At 49.4% G+C, this 20,395-nt stretch carries 15 protein-coding genes; all 15 read right to left on the bottom strand.

Annotation, left to right across the window (positions count from 1 at the left end):
• Nucleotides 1-10 precede the first annotated feature (10 nt).
• Entirely contained in the window at nucleotides 11-703 is a 693-nt protein-coding gene (locus ACO0LC_RS11420) for a tetratricopeptide repeat protein (protein ID WP_423003069.1), read from the bottom strand.
• A 36-nt stretch (nucleotides 704-739) separates the two neighbouring features.
• Entirely contained in the window at nucleotides 740-1,426 is a 687-nt protein-coding gene (locus ACO0LC_RS11415; RefSeq protein WP_423003067.1) for a hypothetical protein, read from the bottom strand.
• A gap of 2 nt (nucleotides 1,427-1,428) precedes the next feature.
• Nucleotides 1,429-2,067: a CatA-like O-acetyltransferase gene (locus ACO0LC_RS11410; RefSeq protein WP_423003065.1), complete on the bottom strand. Its 639-nt coding sequence runs from the start codon at nucleotides 2,065-2,067 to the stop codon at nucleotides 1,429-1,431.
• 74 nt (nucleotides 2,068-2,141) lie between these two features.
• On the bottom strand, nucleotides 2,142-3,077 hold the full coding sequence (gene tal / locus ACO0LC_RS11405) for a transaldolase (protein ID WP_423003063.1): 936 nt from the start codon (nucleotides 3,075-3,077) through the stop codon (nucleotides 2,142-2,144).
• A gap of 33 nt (nucleotides 3,078-3,110) precedes the next feature.
• A complete protein-coding gene (gene selD, locus ACO0LC_RS11400; RefSeq protein WP_423003061.1) occupies nucleotides 3,111-4,169 on the bottom strand; it encodes a selenide, water dikinase SelD in 1,059 nt (352 codons plus the stop codon).
• Between the two features lie 273 nt (nucleotides 4,170-4,442).
• Nucleotides 4,443-5,906, bottom strand: a complete 1,464-nt coding sequence (locus ACO0LC_RS11395; RefSeq protein ID WP_422951117.1) for a DEAD/DEAH box helicase — start codon at nucleotides 5,904-5,906, stop codon at nucleotides 4,443-4,445.
• A gap of 421 nt (nucleotides 5,907-6,327) precedes the next feature.
• Nucleotides 6,328-7,518 carry a cellulose synthase complex periplasmic endoglucanase BcsZ gene (gene bcsZ / locus ACO0LC_RS11390; protein ID WP_423003059.1) on the bottom strand — a complete coding sequence of 397 codons (1,191 nt, stop codon included), beginning with the start codon at nucleotides 7,516-7,518 and terminating at the stop codon, nucleotides 6,328-6,330.
• 71 nt (nucleotides 7,519-7,589) lie between these two features.
• Nucleotides 7,590-8,384: an enoyl-ACP reductase FabI gene (fabI, locus tag ACO0LC_RS11385; RefSeq protein WP_423003057.1), complete on the bottom strand. Its 795-nt coding sequence runs from the start codon at nucleotides 8,382-8,384 to the stop codon at nucleotides 7,590-7,592.
• A gap of 333 nt (nucleotides 8,385-8,717) precedes the next feature.
• Nucleotides 8,718-10,040 (bottom strand): metallopeptidase TldD-related protein, encoded by a 1,323-nt coding sequence (locus ACO0LC_RS11380; protein WP_423003055.1) that lies wholly within the window; start codon nucleotides 10,038-10,040, stop codon nucleotides 8,718-8,720.
• Nucleotides 10,040-11,437 carry a TldD/PmbA family protein gene (locus tag ACO0LC_RS11375; RefSeq protein WP_423003596.1) on the bottom strand — a complete coding sequence of 466 codons (1,398 nt, stop codon included), beginning with the start codon at nucleotides 11,435-11,437 and terminating at the stop codon, nucleotides 10,040-10,042. Before ACO0LC_RS11375 ends, ACO0LC_RS11380 begins: the two co-directional genes overlap by 1 nt.
• Before the next feature lie 210 nt (nucleotides 11,438-11,647).
• Complete coding sequence (locus ACO0LC_RS11370; protein WP_423003053.1) at nucleotides 11,648-13,348, bottom strand: ABC transporter ATP-binding protein; 1,701 nt, start codon at nucleotides 13,346-13,348, stop codon at nucleotides 11,648-11,650.
• A 9-nt stretch (nucleotides 13,349-13,357) separates the two neighbouring features.
• Nucleotides 13,358-14,473, bottom strand: coding sequence for an ABC transporter permease (locus ACO0LC_RS11365; protein WP_423003051.1), 1,116 nt, complete (start codon nucleotides 14,471-14,473; stop codon nucleotides 13,358-13,360).
• Nucleotides 14,474-14,482: 9 nt separating this feature from the next.
• Nucleotides 14,483-15,421 (bottom strand): ABC transporter permease, encoded by a 939-nt coding sequence (locus ACO0LC_RS11360; protein WP_423003049.1) that lies wholly within the window; start codon nucleotides 15,419-15,421, stop codon nucleotides 14,483-14,485.
• A gap of 39 nt (nucleotides 15,422-15,460) precedes the next feature.
• Nucleotides 15,461-17,308: an ABC transporter substrate-binding protein gene (locus ACO0LC_RS11355; RefSeq protein ID WP_423003047.1), complete on the bottom strand. Its 1,848-nt coding sequence runs from the start codon at nucleotides 17,306-17,308 to the stop codon at nucleotides 15,461-15,463.
• Nucleotides 17,309-17,394: 86 nt separating this feature from the next.
• The gene (locus tag ACO0LC_RS11350; protein WP_423003045.1) at nucleotides 17,395-19,179 is read right to left on the bottom strand and encodes an ABC transporter substrate-binding protein; all 1,785 of its coding nucleotides are present in this window, start codon (nucleotides 19,177-19,179) and stop codon (nucleotides 17,395-17,397) included.
• Nucleotides 19,180-20,395: the final 1,216 nt, after the last annotated feature.

Raw genomic sequence — 20,395 nt, 5'->3', positions numbered from 1 at the left:
TGCAGTGCTGCTATTCAGCAGCCTTCTCAGACTTCCAGTCCTTTGCCAATGCTTGCGCTTCGCTGACTGCTTCCTTGCTCATTTTGGCAGCCACATATTTCCTGAATACTTCGCTGTCTTCATAATCACCGGCCAGACTCAGCCACTTATAGGCTTCAACCAGGTTTTCTGTGACACCGCGGCCTTTCAGATAAAGCAGGCCCAATTGATATTGGGCGCTGGCATTACTTTGATTGGCAGCTTGCTGGAACAAATCCCTGGCCTTGTTATAGTCACGCCCCACGCCTGTACCCGTGACATACAAAATGCCCAGGCTATATTGAGCATCGGCATAGCCCTGGTCAGCAGCCTTTTTGAACCATGAAGCAGCGATGCCATGATTCGAGAGCATGCCCTTACCTTTTGCATACATGCGCCCTATATTTACTTGCGCCCTGACATTGCCCTTGCTGGCCGCTTGCTCGAACCAGTTGAGTGCCTGCCTGTAGTCTTGCTGCACGCCTTCACCATTCAAAAACATCAGACCCAGATTGAACTGTGCATCGGCATTACCCTTATCTGCTGCGGCTTTGAACGACGCCAGTGCCGAGGTAAAGTCACCTTGCTCGTAGTAACTGACACCATCTGTGAAGTCATCAGCACATGCATTACCAGTTACCAATATGCAAGCCAGAACGAAGACTGCAGGATTCAATTTGCGCATGATGTTTCCTTGAAGGGGCGAGGCTGGCTTGGGATCTTAATTCGCTGGTCTTGGCGTCCAGTCACTATTGCTTTGCTTAATATGTATGTTTCCTTTTTTAAAGGGGATTTGCATGTCGATGTTGCCTTGCATCAGGCTATGCAGACATAATCCATCTTTATTAGGTTCAGTATAGCGAGTGCTGAAATTTACATCGGCATAGAGGGTTATGTGTATGGAAGTGTCCATTTTAACCATGCAGGCAGTATCTGGGGCAACCCACATTTTAATACTGACCTTTTTCCCCATGCCGCCATCGCTAAGCTCAAATACCGCCAGATTTCTGCCATCCAAGTTTTGGTTTTCGAGGCGAAGTGGCACGGAACCCTGAACAAGTAAACTGGATTTCATCTTATCGAGACTCATCAACATATTATTGATCCCATCAACGGATTTCGTCTCTTCGGTTAAAACTTGCCAGTTATTGTTAGTACTGACATTTGTATAAACAGGATCATGTTTTTCCCAACTACTGAGAGTGGATTTTATATACTTGGTTTTGCCAGGCTGGTCTTTGCGTTCCGCTTCGAGCTGTGTCCTTATTTCTTTTGGTACCCATAGGTTTGCTGCCTGGTATTGCAAAAAGGTCTTGCTCCAGAGTGTATCTGTTTCTGCTACAGCACTTGCACTGAGAAAACTGGCAAAGCAAAAAAGTATCTGCGTTTTATTGATGGATTTGATCATGATTATTTGAGTTGCCCAGATAGACCTGTTTCCAGTACTTCCATGAATTGATGTACATGATACGCATCGACCAAGCCATGATGAACAAATATTGCGATAGGTAGCATCAGGCGCTGGTGTTGTTTAAAAAATTTGCCAACTGAGATTTTGGGCACGCTGTCCTTGCGATCATACTGCCGTGCATGGGTTAGCCCTGTGAAGCTGATCCAGGGCAGGGCAGAGAAATGGATCACATCCTCACGTGCACACTCATCATTAAAGCAAAGGCCGCTGCTGTTCTTGATTTTATCCATGGCAATGTTTGCCCCGGTGGCGAAAACGGCAAAATCTTTTTCATAATAAATGGGGCAGAAGCCAAAAGTATGGTCAGCGCGTTGCACGGTCGCATTTGCGTGTATCACTTCATAATCAAATACCTTGCCGTCTTCTATGCGGTAGCGCATGGCATCGGTGCGCATGATGGCGCTTAATATCTGATGCAGATAAAACAGGAAGAAGGAATGCTGTTTGTCTTTGCAATGCTGATAGGCCCAGGTGCAATCCACATGCAGGTTCAAGCCATGGAAGGGTTCATCCATCTGGGAAAAAAAGGCATAGTGTTCGCGCCTGTTCCAGCTTGCTATGTCTAACTGCTTTTTCATATCCGGGTCATCAAAATAAAAAAGGGGGGCAGAAAATTCTACCCCCTCATCATAACCTGTCAGATGGTGTTGGCTCAAAGCATTGCGGCAATCATCTTTTCCAGTTTGACGGTATCAGCACAAAAAGCACGTATGCCTTCTGACAGCTTTTCTGTCGCCATGGCATCTTCATTCAAATCAAGACGGAAAGTCTTTTCATCCATGCTGACTTTTTGCAGGTCAGAAGAAGCGGCCAGTTCCTTGCTCAGTTTTTGAGTGACATTGCTATTGCTGTCGCTGAGTTTTTGCAAAAGATCAGGGCTGATAGTCAGCAAGTCGCAGCCTGCCAGTTCCAGGATTTGTGAAGTATTACGGAAGCTGGCACCCATGACTTCTGTGCTATAGCCAAACTTGCGATAGTAAGTGTAGATTTTTTTGACAGACAAGACACCTGGGTCATCTGCACCAAAAATTTCCTGGCCAGTCTTGTTTTTGTACCAGTCATAGATGCGGCCAACGAAAGGCGAGATCAACTGCGCACCTGCTTCAGCACAGGCAATTGCTTGTGCCAGGCAGAACAGCAGGGTCATATTGCAGCGTATACCTTCTTTTTCCAATACTTCGGCAGCACGTATGCCTTCCCAGGTCGAGGCGATCTTGATCAGGATGCGTTCACGCGGTATACCTGCTGCTTCATACATGGCGATTAGTTGACGGCCTTTGGCAATGGTGCCAGCCGTATCGAAAGACAGGCGGGCATCGGTTTCGGTAGAAACACGGCCAGGGATGACTTTTAAAATTTGCAGACCAAAAGCAATCAGCAAGTGATCGATGGTTTCATCGATGGACTTGCCTGCTGTGTCTTTGACGGCTTTTTCCAGCAAAGGCAGGTATTCCGGCTTTTGCACTGCTTTCAGGATCAGGGATGGATTGGTCGTCGCATCGCGTGGGGCGTAAGCCTGGATAGCCTGGAAATCGCCAGTGTCAGCGACCACAGTGGTGTATTGCTTGAGTTGTTCTAATTGGTTCATGGTATTTGCAAAAGTAGGGGCAAAATCAAAAAATCAGGGCAGGACAGTAATTAAAGGCTCACCTGCAACAATATCACCAATCACGGCAGCTTCCAAGAAACCACCTTGACGGAAAATCGTCAAAACATCTTCTACGGCAGCCGGATCGCAGGCGACCAGTAAGCCCCCCGATGTCTGTGGGTCGGTCAGCAAGGCTTTTTGGACAGCACTGATCTGTGCATCGAGTATGACAGATTGACCATAAGCACTCCAGTTACGGGCAGATGCTCCGGTAATATAGCCATCGCTCGCCAGTTGTTCTACCTTTGCCAGCAAAGGCAGGGTAGACATATTCAACTGTGCTGCCAGTTTCGAGCCGCGACAGACTTCGAGTAAATGGCCAAGCAGACCAAAGCCGGTGACGTCGGTCATGGCATGTACGCTCTCAAGGGTAGAAAGTGCCTGGCCAGGTTTGTTCAGTTTGGTGGTGCTGTCTATCATGGTGGCATAGCCAGCTTCATCCAGCGCTTGCTTTTTCAGTGCCGCGGACAGGATACCAACACCCAGCGGCTTGCTGAGTATCAATTTATCCCCCGCTTTGGCATCAGCATTGCGTTTGACTTTGGATGGATGGATCAGGCCCATGACGACCAGGCCATAAATAGGTTCGACAGAATCGATGGTATGGCCACCGGCAATAGGTATTCCAGCCTCGGCACAGATGGTTTCACCACCCTGGATAATCTTGCCTATGACGTCCAATGGTAGCTGATTGATGGGCATGCCGACCAGGGCCAGCGCCATGATGGGTGTGCCGCCCATGGCATAGATGTCTGAAATGGCATTGGTGGCGGCGATGCGGCCAAAATCAAAGGGATCATCGACGATGGGCATGAAAAAATCAGTGGTGGCGATCAGCGCCTGCTCATCATTGAGTTTGTAGACGGCTGCATCGTCAGCGGTTTCTATGCCGACCATGAGGGATGGCGGCACAGGAAAGCCTGAAGATTTTTTTAATATTTCGGCAAGTACGCCAGGTGCAATCTTGCAACCACAGCCACCGCCATGCGAGAAAGAGGTAAGTCGGACTGGGGCGTCAGTTTCTTTGCTCATGAGACTTATACTTTTGTGTTGGTCAGAAGCGGATTATACGCCGAGCATACAAGTATAAAAAAAGCGACCACCAAAGTGATCGCTTTTTCATGATATTGCTTATGCAGCAATGTCTATGTTGTTTCTGTTTGCATGGAAACAAACTTCTCTGGAGTCGCTGTGTAAGTGTAGCGAGCGGTGTCAGTTTGAGTCGAGAAGCGCAACCGCACTAAAGTACGGTGAGCATCACAGGCTCAAAATGGCGCCGCGCAGTAGCTTACGCGGTGATTCCAATTAGTAATCGCCAAATGTGCGACGTGCACCGCTGTCATTCGAGCGATTGCCTTTGTAGCCGCCGCCTTCTTTACGTGGACCAGCGCTGGTGCCAGTCGATGCGCCAGCTGGTTTGCTGAAGCTGCGTTGACCTGGCTTGTTGTTGCCATAACCACCGCCACCACCTGCGCCAGCGCCGGTTTTACGGGCGTCGCCTGGTTTCCAGCCGTTAGGCTTGCGGGCTGCAGAGCGTGCTGGTGCTGCAGATTTCTTAGGTTCAAAACCTTCGATGACATCGACAGGGATCAATTGCTTGGTGAAGCGTTCGATACGCTTGACGTGCATGCCTTCAGCATGATTGACCAGGGAAATCGCCAGACCTTTACGACCGGCACGGCCAGTACGGCCTATGCGGTGGACATAATCTTCCGGGAATTTAGGCAAATCGTAGTTGAATACGTGCGTAATTGCAGGAACGTCGATACCACGGGCAGCAACGTCGGTCGCTACCAGTACACGTACCTGGCCACGACGCAATGCGTCCAGAGTGCGGTTACGTGCGCCTTGATGCATGTCGCCATGCAGGGCAGCAGCAGCGAAACCAGCGATATTCAAACGGTCAGCGATGGTGTCTGCATCACGTTTTGTGGCTGTAAATACAACGGCCTGGTCAACCGTAGTGTCGCGCAGCAGGTGATCAAGCATGCGATTTTTGTGGGACAGATCATCCACGAAGTGTACGCGTTGCTGGATGTTTTCATGTTTGCTGGCAGAGCCGGCGATCTGGATGACCAGAGGCTCAGTCGTGATGCGTTTAGCCATGTTGCCGACTACGCCATCCAGTGTTGCAGAGAACAACATGGTTTGACGTGTAGGAGGCGTGGCAGCAACGATTTTTTCGATATCGTCGATGAAACCCATGTCCAGCATGCGGTCAGCTTCGTCCAGAACCAGCATTTGCAATTCAGAGAAATCGATCTTGCCGGATTCCATATGATCAATCAGACGGCCAGGTGTTGCCACCAGAATTTCTGGATTGCGGGACAGCAATTGCATCTGTTTAGGATAAGGCATGCCACCCAGGATGGAGACAGCTTTGATACGGCGTGAATAAGCGCTGTATTTGTCAGTTGCTGTAGTCACTTGCAAAGCCAGTTCGCGGGTTGGCGTCAACACCAGCATTTTTGGTTTTGCAGCAACGAAACGTGGTTTGTCGCCACGTGAACGGGCAGCTTGACGTTCTTGATTAGGGGTTTTGCTGCTGGCAGCGTCGTAGCTGACAACTTCAGCAGTAACCAGTTTATGCAAAGCAGGCAGCATGAAAGCGGCAGTTTTGCCGGAGCCGGTCTGGGATGAGACCATCAGGTCACGACCTTCAATCGCGGCAGGGATTGCCTGTTCTTGTACCGAAGTTGGCTTGGTATAGCCAGAGTCAGTCAGAGCGCGGATGATGTTGACGTGTAGACCTAGTGCTTCAAAACTCATGAATTTCTTTCGTGATTGGGACGTTTGCAAAATGCGGCAGCAATGCCAAGCTCACCGGCGATAAGGCCAGTTTGCAGCATGTTTTGCCGGAACGTTTGCTTCTGTCCCAGTATAAATTAGCGCGTTGCTAACGAACGCGCGCAACAATGCAGCGCCAACCAAACGAAATGAACACAGAAAATCCAACAAGGGACGACAATGAAATTTCGGCACAAAAGCTTTGCGCCGGGATGATGTCTATGGATTACTACCAGACATGCGAGGCGGGAGGGCTTTTACATGCACCATCCTGAGGATGTGCACAGGCTTGCGATGCTACTTGGTTTTGGCTGTAATTTTTATATTGCAGCGCAAAAAACGAAACTATACAGGATTTTTCAGGAAAAAGCAGCCAGTTCCCAAAGAATATCTTGCTTCTGGCTCAAAATAGTTTCCAGCAAAAATGTTGCCAGTAAAAGTCAGCATTCCCATGCATGTCAAAGCGAAAACGTTTTTCTTGCCAGCCCAGAGCGAACAAGGACAAGACTTGGTCGTAATAAGCATCCGGTTTGATGGCTTGTGCCTGCAGGCGCAATTGCTGCTGCACCAGGGTTTTTTGTACGCCATTGACTTCCAGCAGGGGTAGCAGGGCGGCAGAGAAGCCGCTGGAGCCTGGCCCATTGATCTCGCCGCTCAAAATGTCGACAAATTCTGGCGGGTAGCCCTTGCTGTCAACCAGTTGCGCCATGGGGCGCAACAATTTAAGCAAATTCGCTCTTTCAGCATCCTGGCTGGCCATCATGCCTGTCCATAGATAAACCCGGATGGCGTTATAGCCACCCTGGCCTTTTTCCAGACCCTGGCTATCTGGCAAGAAGCCTTTTTGGGCATCGTAAATAATCCAGTCGGCAGCATAGCCCTTGGGCGCGCTACCTGCGATGAGATGCATGGCCGGGGCTATCATGCGTTTCCAGCGTTCATCGCTTTCTTTTTTTTCAAACCAGCGCAGCAAGGGCAGGGGCAGGTAGCTGGCGTTGAGTTTCCATTGATTGTTGGGCAGGTTAAAGCCAGTCGGCGCTGGTAATAAACTCAGGCCCAGTCCAGGCAGTTCGGCAGTTTCTTCATTCAGTATTCTTTGCGCCAGCAAGCTGGACAGGGCGGTATAGCGCTTGTCTTTCCAGGCTTCTCCAGCGACACCCAGGCTATAGGCTATCCATAGGTCAGCATCAGAAGCCGGGTTTTTGTCGATGACGCCCCAGCTATTATCTTCACGCTGCCCCCATTGCCAGGCTGGCAGACGCGCGGTCAGGTCACCGGCTGCCAGGTTATTCTCTGTCCAGGTCAGGATGCGTTGAAATGCGGCTTTGTCGTTAGCGCTCAGCGCAAAGAACAGGGCATAGGCCTGACCTTCCGATGTGGTGGGCTTGCGTGCGCCGCTGTGGTCGATCACGCGGCCATCATCTGCGATGAAAGTTTTCTTGAAATGCTCCCAGCCTGGCCAGGGGTCATTGCAGGAAGCCGCCATGGCAGGACCAGTCAGCATCAGCCACAAGCTGACTATGATCAGTAGCAGTTGTTTGGTAAGCCGGGCTATGTCGTTCAAGACGTTGAACATGAGGATAGATTTATTCATTTCACAGCAGCATTGCATTACGGGATGCAAATGCTGTCCCGTAATGCAATGTTCAGGCTGGTGCAGACTGATTATTTATCGTAAGAATCAGCGTTCAAGCCCATGACATGCGAGAAGCCGCCATCGACGTAAGTGATTTCACCAGTAATACCGTTTGCCAGTGGTGACAGCAGGAAAGCCGCAGTATTGCCCACGTCTTCGATAGTCACGTTACGGCGCAGAGGTGCGTGCTCGGCTACAAAGCCCAGCAATTTACCAAAGTCCTTGATGCCGCTGGCAGCCAGGGTTTTGATAGGGCCGGCAGAAATACCATTGACGCGTATGCCTTTTTTGCCCAGGTGTTCTGCCAGGTAACGTACCGATGCTTCCAGGGACGCTTTGGCCATACCCATGGTGTTGTAATGCGGGATAGCGCGAATGGCACCCAGGTAAGACAAAGTCAGCAAGGCCGAGTCTTCACGCAACAGCGGCAGCGCAGCTTTTGCCATTGCCGGGAAACTGTAAGCAGATATGTCATGTGCAATGCGGAAAGCTTCGCGGGAAAAACCATCGAGGAATTCGCCGGCAATTGCTTCACGTGGTGCAAAGCCGATAGCATGCACCAAGCCATCGAGTTTGTCCCAGGATTTGCCCAGATCGGCAAACACTGCTTCAATTTGTTCATCGCTGGATACGTCACAATCAAAGATCAGTTTGCTGTCGAATTCAGCCGCAAAATCAGTAATCCTGTCTTTGAAGCGTTCGCCTACATAGGTAAATGCCAGCTCAGCGCCTTCGCGTTTGCAAGCCTGAGCGATGCCGTAAGCGATAGAACGGTTAGACAGCAAACCGGTAATCAGAATTTTTTTGCCTTGCAGAAATGCCATGTTGACTCCAGATATGACCGCAATATGCTTAAGGCTCTCAGTAACAATTTGTCGAAAGCCTTATTCTATTGCGCTGTGGGTTTTTATTACTTGTTGTTTTCCTATTAAGATTTAGCCTTGATAGGGAATACTTAAATTGCAGCCTTTTACGCAACAGGTCCGAATTGTAGTTGCTCTCACCGAAACGGGCAAATGCTAAGTTCGCTTATGCATATCCTGACTAAAAATGCGATGTACATGTCATCATAGTAGCTATTCGGAGAAATGCAGTATTTTGCCTGAATGTATCGCAACATCGTCTTTCATGGCTGCAAAATACGACATATCAACCTACTAAAGGACAAAGCGCATTTCCTTCACCAGTGCACCGGGCAAGATGGCACCCCCTGTATTCCTCTCCCCATACGAGTGGTCATCCATAATGACTTCGGTTTCCTGGCTTAGTGCCAGCAAATTTTCTCCCAATATCCTGAACAAAGAATCATCAAAACGCATGACATTCAGTGGGGCAATGATTTGCCCATTTTCTACCCAGAAGGTGGCAAAACGAGTCATGCCAGTGATACGGCAGTTTGCCCTGTCAGAAAAATTCAGATACCAGAGATTGGCAATATAGATGCCGGTACCCAGTTCCTTGAGTATGTCTGCATGTGCCAAAGTACCAGCGCGCATCATCAGGGATTTTGCTGATTCATCGTTGGGCGCACCATTGGCTATCAAGCCAAATTCCTTGGCGCTGCGCGGTGAAATCATGCTGCCACTGAGTTTGCCTGCCTGTATCAGGGGGATGACGTCGGGTTTGATGAAGCCTTCTGCCTGAAAGCCAGGCTCCAGGCCAGCACGGCTGTCTTCGCAGACGTCGACCATCGCATGCATACTGGCTTCACCGGATTGCATACGGCGCAGGCAGCTATGGCGGGTGCGCAAAGACTTCTCGGATAAACCACCCCAGTTCAGCATCATGATCAATTCATTCAATGCCGTCGGGCTCAGATACGCGCGGTAATTGCCTGCGGCCACAGTGATTGGTGGTCGCGCCAGCAAGGCCAGCTTTTGACGGGCATCGTCGAATTTTCGCAGAAATTCAGCCTCATCCCAATGGAAGCCGGCATAGTTGGATTTGACAGCCTTGTCTGTTGAATAAAACAAGCTCCAGTCAAAATTGACATTACTGGTTGCATACCAATTGCGCTGGCCATAGGAATTGGCAAAGCCGCGATATTGCGTACCCGTAGTGAGCAAGCCCACCATGTCCACATCTTTTGCAGCAGCCAGTATTTGTTCCAGCATGCTGGCTACCGGTGGCAGGGAAGATGGGAGGATTTGTGTACTGTTATTGACCTCGGTCGCTACCATCAGGTGCGGGTCTGCTGGCAAGTCTGCTAACTGCATGCGCAAATCCTGGATTGCGGCATTGATCGTCGCTAAATCTATTTTCAACTTGCCGCTGAGGTTGAAGCCCATGGTGGCGTGGGTTTGCCCCTGTATCAATTGCAGGTTCAATATGAGTTGCAAGACATGGCCGGGTTGGCGTATGGCGCTGTGATTGAAGCGCACAAAATCGCTGGATTCTGCCGACAACCAGGCGGTGCTGGTCTCATTTGCTGCCAACTGGGTTTCTATATGTTCGGCCAGGGATAAAAAATAGTCATGCATCAGGCTTCACCTCCAAATACTTCTACCTGATCGAACAGGCAGGCCGGTGAAGCATGGCCCACGCGTATGACTTGCGAAGGCTCACCTTTACCGCAGAAGGGTGTACCCATGACTTCCAGCGTAGAAGCATCACCCACCATTTTTAGCGAGCGCCAGAAACTTTCTGATATGCCACGATAATTGGGATTTTTGACGAGTTCCTGCAATTTGCCATTGCGTATCATTTGCCCGTATTCACAGCCAAACTGGAATTTATTGCGTGAATCATCAATAGACCAGGATACATTGGTATTCATCAGTACGCCATATTCAACACTGGCAATCATTTCATCCAGGCGGCTGCTGCCCGCTTCTATATTCAGATTGGCCATGCGGTCTATGGTCGGACGGTTCCAGTCGCAGGCGCGCGAATTGGCAACGCCCGCCATGCCAGCGCGTGCTTGTGAGAGAACACTGCCAAGTGGCTGTTCCAATATGCCATTTTTGATGACCCATGTTTTTTCTGCGGTACTGCCATCATCATCCCAGCCAAAACTTGCAAATTGTTCGGCGCGGCTGGGGTCATAGGTGACATTCAGTAATTCAGATCCATACTGGAAATGACCAAACATGTCGGGTGTGACAAAACTGGTGCCAGCGAAATTGCGCTCATCACCCAATATCCGGTCCAGTTCCAGCGGGTGGCCTATGGATTCATGAATTTGCAGCATCATTTGTTCTGGCATTAACAGTAAATCCATGCACCCACTGGGGCAGTTAGCTGCATGCAATAAGGCCAGTGCTTCTTCTGCAATGCGTTTGCCCGCTCCATAAAAGCCGGATTGCTGCAAGACTTCCATGCCGCCCTGGCGGCAAAAACCATTGTATTGACCGCCCAGGCTGCGGGTCTGGGTTTCTGATCCTTCATTGGCGGTAACGCTGAGATTGGGTATCAGGTAGTTGAATTGCTGATGGATGTCAGCACCTGCGCTACTGATAAATAGTTGCTCAGTTTGCGTCACTCCTATGGATGCGCTCCAATCTACAATCTTGTCACTGAAATGCGATGTAGCAGATTCCCGCATCAGTAAGGCAATCAAATCTTTTCTGGTAGGGATGGATGCTGTCAAGCCCTGATATTGACCAACCACAGCGGCTTGCGGGATCTTGCTGAAATTCGTTACCGTTTTACCTGCGCTGAGCCTGGCCCAGTGCAAAGCATGCTGCATTGCAGTATTCAAACCATTGCGGGATAAGTCGCTAGTTGCGGCATAGCCGTAACCGCCATCATGAATAACGGTCAGCATGGCACCATGGCTGCGTGTATTGCGCAGGGGCTGCAAGATATTTTGCCTGACCAGTAATTCTTCGCTGCGCTCATCGACTACGCGCATGGAGCAAAAGTCCACTACCGGCATTAATTCTCGGAATAAACTTCTTAATGCTTCCAATCCTGACTCCAGTGAATGTGCTGCATACGGGATATGCGGGAGATTGTGCCTGTTTCGCCATGCCACAGGCGAATGTCATCTTGCCAGTGTTTGCAGGATTGGTCAAAAATATAAGTGTAAGGGGATTTTTCAAGCAAGGGAGTGCGAACCGGCAGGCAGCCGGTTCGCGATTGCAATTTAGTGTTGCAAGCCTTTTGGTATGGCATTCAGCAAAGTTCTGGTATAAGCCTGAGTCGGGTTCAGATACAGATCATCTGAATTCGCCAGTTCAACGACTTTACCTTTGTTCATTACCATGACCTGGTCGGCAATGTATTTGACGACGGCCAGATCATGTGAGATGAAAATGTAAGAGAGGCCAAATTCTTCCTGCAAGTCTTGCAACAGATTTAATACCTGGGCCTGCACAGATACGTCTAACGCGGATACTGATTCATCGCAGACCAGTACTTCCGGTTTCATCGTCAGGCAGCGTGCAATCGCGATACGCTGACGCTGGCCACCAGAAAATTCATGCGGGTAACGGTGGAATGCTGCAGTAGGCAGGCCAACTTTTTCCAGCAACTGATAAGCCATGGCAGAGCGCTCGCTATCGTTGGCACCAATATTATGGATGTGCATGGGTTCCATCAAAATCTGCCCTACGGTAAAGCGTGGGTTCAACGATGCATACGGGTTCTGAAAAATGATTTGTATGCGGCGCTTGTAGTGATGGAATTCCTTGTTTGACATGGACAGGATGTCCTTGCCTTCAAACAGGGCCTGGCCAGAGGTAGCCTGATGCAGGCGCATCAGTGTCAGGCCTACCGTGGTTTTTCCAGACCCTGATTCACCTACCACGCCCAGGGTTTTACCACGTGCCAGTTTGAAGGAAACGCCTTCAACGGCCTTGAATTCTTTTTTTCCAAAGAAGCCTTCACGGGAGTAAAAACTTTTACCGAGGTCTTTGACTTCCAGCACAATCTCTTCATCACCTTTGAGACCACGCGGCCGCTGTTTTTGATCAAGCAGCGCGCCGTTATTGTTCATGAAATCAGCAATCACCGGTAAGCGCCAAGGACGGGTATCCAGGGTGGGACGGCAATGCAGCAGGGCTTGGGTATAGGTGTCTTTCGGGCTTTCAAAGATTTGTTCTACCGTGCCCGCTTCGCGGATTTCACCATTGCGCATGACGATGACATGATCGGCAATTTCACCGACCAGGGCCAAGTCATGGGTGATAAACAATACGGACATCTTGTGCTTGATACGCAAGGCGTCGATCAGGTCGATGATTTGTTTTTGTATGGTGACATCGAGAGCGGTAGTCGGTTCATCGGCAATCAGCAATTTGGGTTCGCAGGCAATCGCCATGGCGATCATCACCCTTTGCTGTTGGCCGCCAGACATCTGGCTGGGGTAGGCGTCGATCTTGTTTTTTGGATCGGGGATGCCGACCTCTTCCAGCAATTCTATCGCTCGCTTCCTGGCTTGTTTGGCATCCATGCCCATATGCAGACGCAACACTTCTGCAATCTGGAAACCAACGGTAAACACCGGATTCAGCGAGGTCATCGGTTCCTGGAAAATCATGGAGATTTCCTTGCCGCACAGATCGCGCCTTTCAGCAATGCTGAGTTCCAGCAGGCTGCGGCCTTCAAAAATAATCTTGCTGTCAGCAGCAATGCTGGAGGTATCTGGCGGCAGCAAGCCCATGACAGCGAGTGAGCTAACTGACTTACCACTGCCTGATTCACCGACCAGGGCAACCGTGGAGTTGCGCGGGATTTCAAAGGAAATACCCTTGACCGTTTCCACGCTGTCTTTTTTATTGACGCGGAAAGACACGCGCAGGTTTTCTACTTTCAGCAAAGCTTGATTTGGGTTTTCTTGACTCATGATTTGTCCTTATTTCAACTTGGGGTCAAGCGCATCGCGCAAGGCATCGGTGAACAATGAGAAGGCTGTCACCAGCACGGCCATCGCTGCGGTTGCGGCAACCAATTGCCACCATTTACCCAAAATCAATTCATTCTGCGCTTCATTGAGCATACTGCCCCAGGACACAACGCCAACCGGCACGCCAAAGCCCAGGAAGCTCAGGATAACTTCGGACTTGATAAAACCCACCACCAGGATAGATACCTGTACCAGTGCCACATGGCTGACATTCGGGAAGATATGGACGAACATCTTGCGCCAGTGCGAAGCACCTATGGCATCTGCTGCCCAAACGTACTCACGCGCCTTGTGTTTCATGTATTCAGCCCGGATCAGGCGGAAAGGCCCAGTCCAGCCAGTGAAAGCCAAGATCAGGATGATGGTAGTAACACCTTTTTGCTGCAATACAGCCGCCACCGAAAGTATCAATAGCAGGTAAGGGATGGAAGTGAAGATGCTGTAAAACCAGTTAAAGAAATCATCGACTTTGCCGCCAAAGTAACCGGCCAGTGCACCGAACATGGTACCCAGCAAGGTCGCCAGGAAAGCCGCGACCAGGCCAACTACGATGGAGGTCTCTGCACCCTTGATGGTTTTCTTGATGATGTCATGTCCCCATTTGTCGGCCCCAAAGGGCAGGGTAGGCAGACGTTCAGCCACTTGTGCTTTGCCAGACTTGGCCAGCTCTAAGCGGATTTCTGCCATTTCCTTTGCCAGCGGGTCAGGAATGCCGTAATCATTGACGATGATGGCCTGATCGGCATCTGGTTGCTTGCGCAATTCGCGGATGATGTCAGCCAAAGGGTCTAGTGGATTCTCTGGTGGTGGTGCCTCGACCTCTGCTTTGGCAGCTACTCCGGTATCTGCACCAACAAAGCTGGGAGGTGCATAACTGACGCCACTTTCCTGTTCCCAGTCAGAAGCGATGACACCAGTGGCTGACAAAACCAGTGCCAGTAAGAAGGCCGCCACAATAGCCAGGGCGATCATAGCGACTTTGTCAGCGCGCAAACGGCGCCAGGCCAGCGCCCATAGCCCTGGTGATACAGTTTGAATAGATGGATTTGTTGTAGTCGTGCTCATGAATGATCCTTATTTCAACTGTACGCGTGGATCAACCGCCTGGTACAGCAGATCGGTCAACAAATTAAAAAACATGGTGGCTGCGGCGACATACACGGTGATCGCTTTGATCACGGGGAAGTCACTGCGTTCCACTGCCAGTATCACTTCACGGCCTATGCCGGGGATGGAAAAGAAGCGCTCGATCAGGAAGGCACCAATCAGCAAGGCTGGCAGGTTGGACATGACGTGGGTGATGATAGGTATTGATGCATTACGCAAGACGTGCACCCATTTCACGCGGCTTTCGCTGACACCTTTGGCGCGGGCAGTACGCACATAATCCTGGTTCACTTCATCCAGCACAAAGGTGCGGAACAGGCGCAAGTTGGGTGCCACGCCAACTGCCAGGGCAATCAGGATAGGCAGGGCAGAGTATTTGAACAGGTTTTCAGCAAAGTGATTGCCCCAGCCTTGCACTGGGAACATACCCAGTTTATAGGCGAAGAAATATTGGCCAACAATGATATAGACCAGGATACTGACTGACATGCCCATCGTACATGCGATCATCACAGAGCGGTCTGTGAAAGAGCCGCGCTTGAAGGCTATTGCCAGTGCCAGTGCAATGGCAATCAGGGTTTCGATGATGGTCAGGGGTATCAGTACTGTCAGTGAAGGGCCAAGACGAGTACCTATGATGGATGAAACAGCCTCGCCAGTACTCCAGCTATTGCCAAAATTGAAGGTGGCGATCTGTTTGATGAAGATCCACAACTGTACATAGTAGGGTTGGTCTATGCCCAACTGAGTGCGGATATTGGCAATCTGTTCGGCATTCGACATCTTGCCTGCCAGGATATAGGCAGGGTCACCACCCACCCAGTTAAACAGGAAAAACACCAGCAGGATGACACCCATCATCGTGGGTGCCATCTGCCATAGGCGGCGCAGTATATAAGCGGTCATGTTTGTCTCTCGGTTTTCAAATTTCGTTCAGACTGCGGTTCATTTGTTCTTGTCGATGTCGATCTGCATCCACTCTATATGCATGATGGGATGTTTTTTGTGACCTATGACGCGTGGCTGTGACAACATCATGCGGTGGCGCGCATAGCCTACGCGCTGGGCGGAATACAATTCCATGACGCGCGTCATTTTGTGATACAGCAAGTCACGTTCGGGGCCTGCAGGCAATTTCTGCGATTGTTCATACAACTGGTCATATTCTGGAATAGTGACGCAGCCGTTATTATTCATATGGATGTTTTTACTGTAAAACAACTGCATGAAATTATCGCCATCAGGATAGTCGGCCAGCCATGGAGAAATACGTTGAGTGAGCTGACATTGCTTCTCTGCCTTGAGGATTTCAGCAAACGGGCGGAATTCGGCGCGCATCTTGATGCCTATGCCGTCATAAGATTTTTTCCAGACTTCGGCCTGCAAATGGCCGCGCGATTCGGTTTGTGCAGTGTGAGCAATTTCCAGCGGGCTGCCGTCAGGCAGGGTGCGGTAACCATCCTTGCCTTTTTTGTAGCCGAATTTGTCCAGCAAGGCATTGGCTGCGGCCGGGTTGTATTGCACGCTGCTCTTGTAATTCGGATCATGGCCGACCACACCTGGTGGAATAGGGTATTGCAGTGGAACTGCATGACCATTGTCGACGATACGAATTTCTTCTTCGACGTTATGAGACATGGCCATGGCACGGCGCAAGGCAATTTTTTCTTTGCTCAAGCCACCGAACACGGGATCCTGCATATTCCAGTAATAGATAGTCAGCTCAGGGTCGACGATGCGTGACATTTGCACGCCACGCTTGGCGAACTCCGGTTTCAGTTCAGGACCATTCAAGACCTGTGGTGCCAGGCCGCCATACAGCTGGAACAAGTCGATTTCATCTTTTTGAAATGCCAGCAGGCGTGACTGGTCTTCCAGGATCACGCTCACGACCACACGACCTATCTGCGGCATGCGTTTGCCTTTCATGGCGGCGATGATCTTCTGGTCATTGGGATCTGCACTGGCCTGGAAATCCCAGATCATCTTATGGAAGTCTGGATTGGCATCGAGCACCATTTTTGAGCCGCGTACCCATTCGCTTAATTTGTAGGGGCCAGTGCCCACCGGGTTTGCCATGGCTGCACCTTGTACATCCTGGTATTTCTCTATGACTTCACGCGCCACGGCTGACATGGCGGTATAGGCCAGGATCATGGGTAAATTAAAGTCCGGACGTGTCAGATGGATGCGCAGGGTATATTTGTCGACGATTTCAAATCCGGGTATTTTTGCAGAATAATCGAATTTGCCAGTCTTCTTTGCTTGTGCCGCCAGTTGATCCAGGCCTATGATCTTGTCTTCCAGTAGCCACAAATGCGTAGAAGCAATCTTGGGATCCATGAGGCGCTTGAAGGAATAGACGTAGTCTTCCACTGTCAACTCACGTTTTTTACCGTTGAAGGCGGCATCCGGCGTGAAGTAAATCCCTTTTTTCAGCTTGATGGTGTAGGTTTTTCCATCGGCAGATATTTCTGGCATGCCATCTGCCGTTTCTGGAATGATTTTCGCAGGACTGGCCAGGTAATCGTAAGTGAACAGGCGCTCAAAAACGACTTCATTGATGGCATTTGAATATAGATCACGCGTCGCAGCCGGGTCAAAACCGGTTTCTGCCACGGGGAAGATAGTGCGTAATACTTTTTCCGGATCTGCAAATTCAGGAGTGGCTGCAAGCACTGACATAGGCAGGCTGACAGATACCAGGCCAGCCAGACCCAGGCAAAGTGCCATGGCGCTTTTGCCAAGCTGGTGAACGGCGCGACCAGGCTGAAACATAGTGGTGGACTTCATCAACAAATTCTCCTGCTATTTTTTTTCGACAGTGATAAATAAGACAGACACAAGACGTGCAAGGCTATTGGCATTGCGTGAGCGGCTTAATGCTTTTCCACATCAATAAATGCCCAATCCGAATGCATGATGGGATGTTTTTTATAGCCCATGATCCAGGGACGGTACAGCCAACTGCGGATGCGGGAAGTGTGCATTATCCAGGGGGTATCAGCTTCTACCTGGCGGTTCATTTGTGTATAGACCTTGTTGCGTTCTTCACCCAGGGGCATGGATACTGCTTTGCGGTACAAGGCATCATAGGCAGGTGATTCATAGCAGGCATGATTGCCCGCACCAGATTTGGGGCCGTATAGTAGTTGCAGGAAATTTTCACCATCGGGGTAGTCTGCATTCCAGGCGCCGTTCCACATAGTTAGCTTGCAGGCAGATGCAGCTTTCAGATTGTCGGCGAAATTGCTGACCTGGAAATCTATGCGCAGCCCTATCTTGTCCAGCCCACGCTTATAGATTTCAGACTGAACCTTGTATACTGCGGCAGGTTCTACCGTTTTTTTAATCGTCAGTGGGCTGCCATCAGGATTATTTCTATAGCCATCCGCGCCACGCTTGTAGCCAAAATGATCAAGCAGTTTATTGGCCAGTTTGATGTCATACACAAGGCTGCTGCGGTAGGATGGGTCATACCCAACGATATCTTTGGGGATGATCATTTCTGAGCGTATCGCTTGCCCCAGGCGCATTTGAGCAATTTCGTCTTCATAGCTATAGGCCATGCCTATGGCACGGCGCAGGGCAATTTTTTCCTTGCTGTAGCCGCCGATGACAGGATCGCGCATATTGAAAATCGTAAAAGTATTGCCGGCATCGGTGACCCTGTCCATCTTGATGCCCTGGTTTTTCAGCTCAGGCTTGAGTTCAAGACCATCCAGCGCCGCAGTGGCAGCACTTTGCGGTAATTTATCTATATCTAGTTGTCCATCCTGAAACGCCAGCCAGCGCGATTGCTCTTCTTCTATGATGCTGATATCGACTTTGCCAACCTGGGGCATTTTCTTGCCCTTCATTTGCTTGACGATTTCTTCATCGCGGGCGTTGCCAGTCGATTTGAAATCCCAGGTGTAGCCGCGGTATTCCGGGTTGGCGGTCAGTACAATCTTGCTGCGAGGGAGGTATTTCTCTACCATGTAAGGCCCGGTACCAACGGAGTGCAAGCCAGTCTGGTCACCGTAGGCTTCAATGACTTCTCTGGCGACAGCGCCAAAGCCACCATAGGCAAGCACATACAGGAAATTGTAGTCTGTAGCCTTTAACTCTATTCTCAGGGTGTATTTATCGATGGCCTTAAGACCTGCCACTGGTGCATCATAATCAAACTTGCCGGTTTTCTTGGCTTTATTGGCAACTTCATCCAAACCGACTATTTTGCCATCTATGAAACTGGCGTGAGGAGAGCGGTTTGCCGGATCAAGCACACGCTTGAACGTATAGGCATAGTCAAGCGCCGTCAATTCATGCTTTTTGCCTTTAAAGGCTGGATCTGGCGCAAAATAGATGCCGGGCTTGATTTTAAAGGTGAAAACCTTGCCTTGCTCGCTCACTTCAGGCATGGATTCTGCTGTCAGAGGCAAGAGGCGGGCTGGGCGCGCCAGGTAATCGTAGCTTAGCAAAGGCTCGTAAATAGCCTCACTGACCCAGCCAGAATAAAAATTCTGTGTCTTGACCATATCGAAGCCATCGTCAGCCGCCTCAAATGCTTGCCTGACAATTTTATCTGGGCTAGCCGGATTGCTGGCATGTACTGCATGTAAAGAGAATGTCGTCAGCAACATGCTGAACATGCAAGCAATTCTTTGTGGGGGCGTCAACATTTCTCTTACCTCTTGTCCTGATACAACATCGTGGTGATGCAAATTCGCTTTGCTTAAGCATGGATCAGGCCTGATCAGAAAAAATTCCTCAACCAGGTGGATAAATTCTTGAAATGGATAAGAATTGAACAGATTAATTTACATATTGCAGATGCAAATTAATTTCTTTCTTAATTTCTTCTAGGGTTTTCCAGCTTAAGTTTCAAAAAGCCGTAACCATAACGCAAGAGTCTGGTAGATAGGGGGAGTGAAAGAAATTTTTATTTCATATTGATATGCTGCAGTGTGACAAAATTTTTCAAATTGAATTTTTCGAGTGTATTTTGATAATAAATGCGCATTATTCAGGGGAGTTTGATGTTGCTATGCACTATCGCGGTGCAATATTTAGACGCAACTTTAGATAGTTTGCCAGCTCAAAAAAGCCTCAAAAAAAATTTAATTTTGGTGAATGGCAGGCATGGCAAATTAATCAGTGTAAGGAAGTGTAAAAAAAGCTGCGTCTTAATAATTTATGCTGCATAGCACAAGAAATTAGGTTTCCTTTACGGGTGTTTTTTTGGCAAAATGCGCAATGTTGTTTTTTTGATGGATGTGCTGGCATTGCACTTGACAGCTTCTGTGCTGAAGTGGTTTTATGCGCCTTCGGAAAATTTTCTGACGCTAAAATTTACATTTTTGACTGTGTGAAAGTGGTTTTTTTTACAGAGGCGAATCAGGCGTCAGACTTGTTTGATGTGACGTGTGCCTGTTTATGCATAGGGTTGCGACGTATAAAAATTTTTCTTTACCATCTTGGCTTGCCAGTTCACTTGTGACATCGTGGTCTGGATGGTGAAAATAGATCAATAATTTTATTACTTGGTCAGTTGCTGATGTGATCAGTAAAGCTTGATAGTTAAGCCGCAGGCAAAATTAAATAAGTCAGTTTTAAGAAAAAGCGCGATTTATATTTTGATGAGTCTGCTGCTTATGAATTTATAAGTGGTTTTGTATCGGTATGGCTTTTTATTGATGCTCAGCATTTATAATCACTTTTTTGTTTGAGTTGTTTTGACTTGCGTCAGACAGTAGACCTAGTGGTAGTGGAGGAGCGGGAATGGATTTTTCAAATCGCCAGCAAGAGCCGGGAAAGAAATTTATCGGTTTGGGGCTGGTCATATTATTTCACATACTTGTCGTATGGGCCCTGGTATCAGGCCTGGCACGCAAGGCC

It is taken from the genome of Undibacterium sp. JH2W, from assembly GCF_049340425.1.
Lineage (GTDB): Bacteria > Pseudomonadota > Gammaproteobacteria > Burkholderiales > Burkholderiaceae_D > Undibacterium.
The sequence above is the reverse complement of the archived record's forward strand: the minus strand, read 5'-3'. Positions and strand labels throughout refer to the sequence as shown.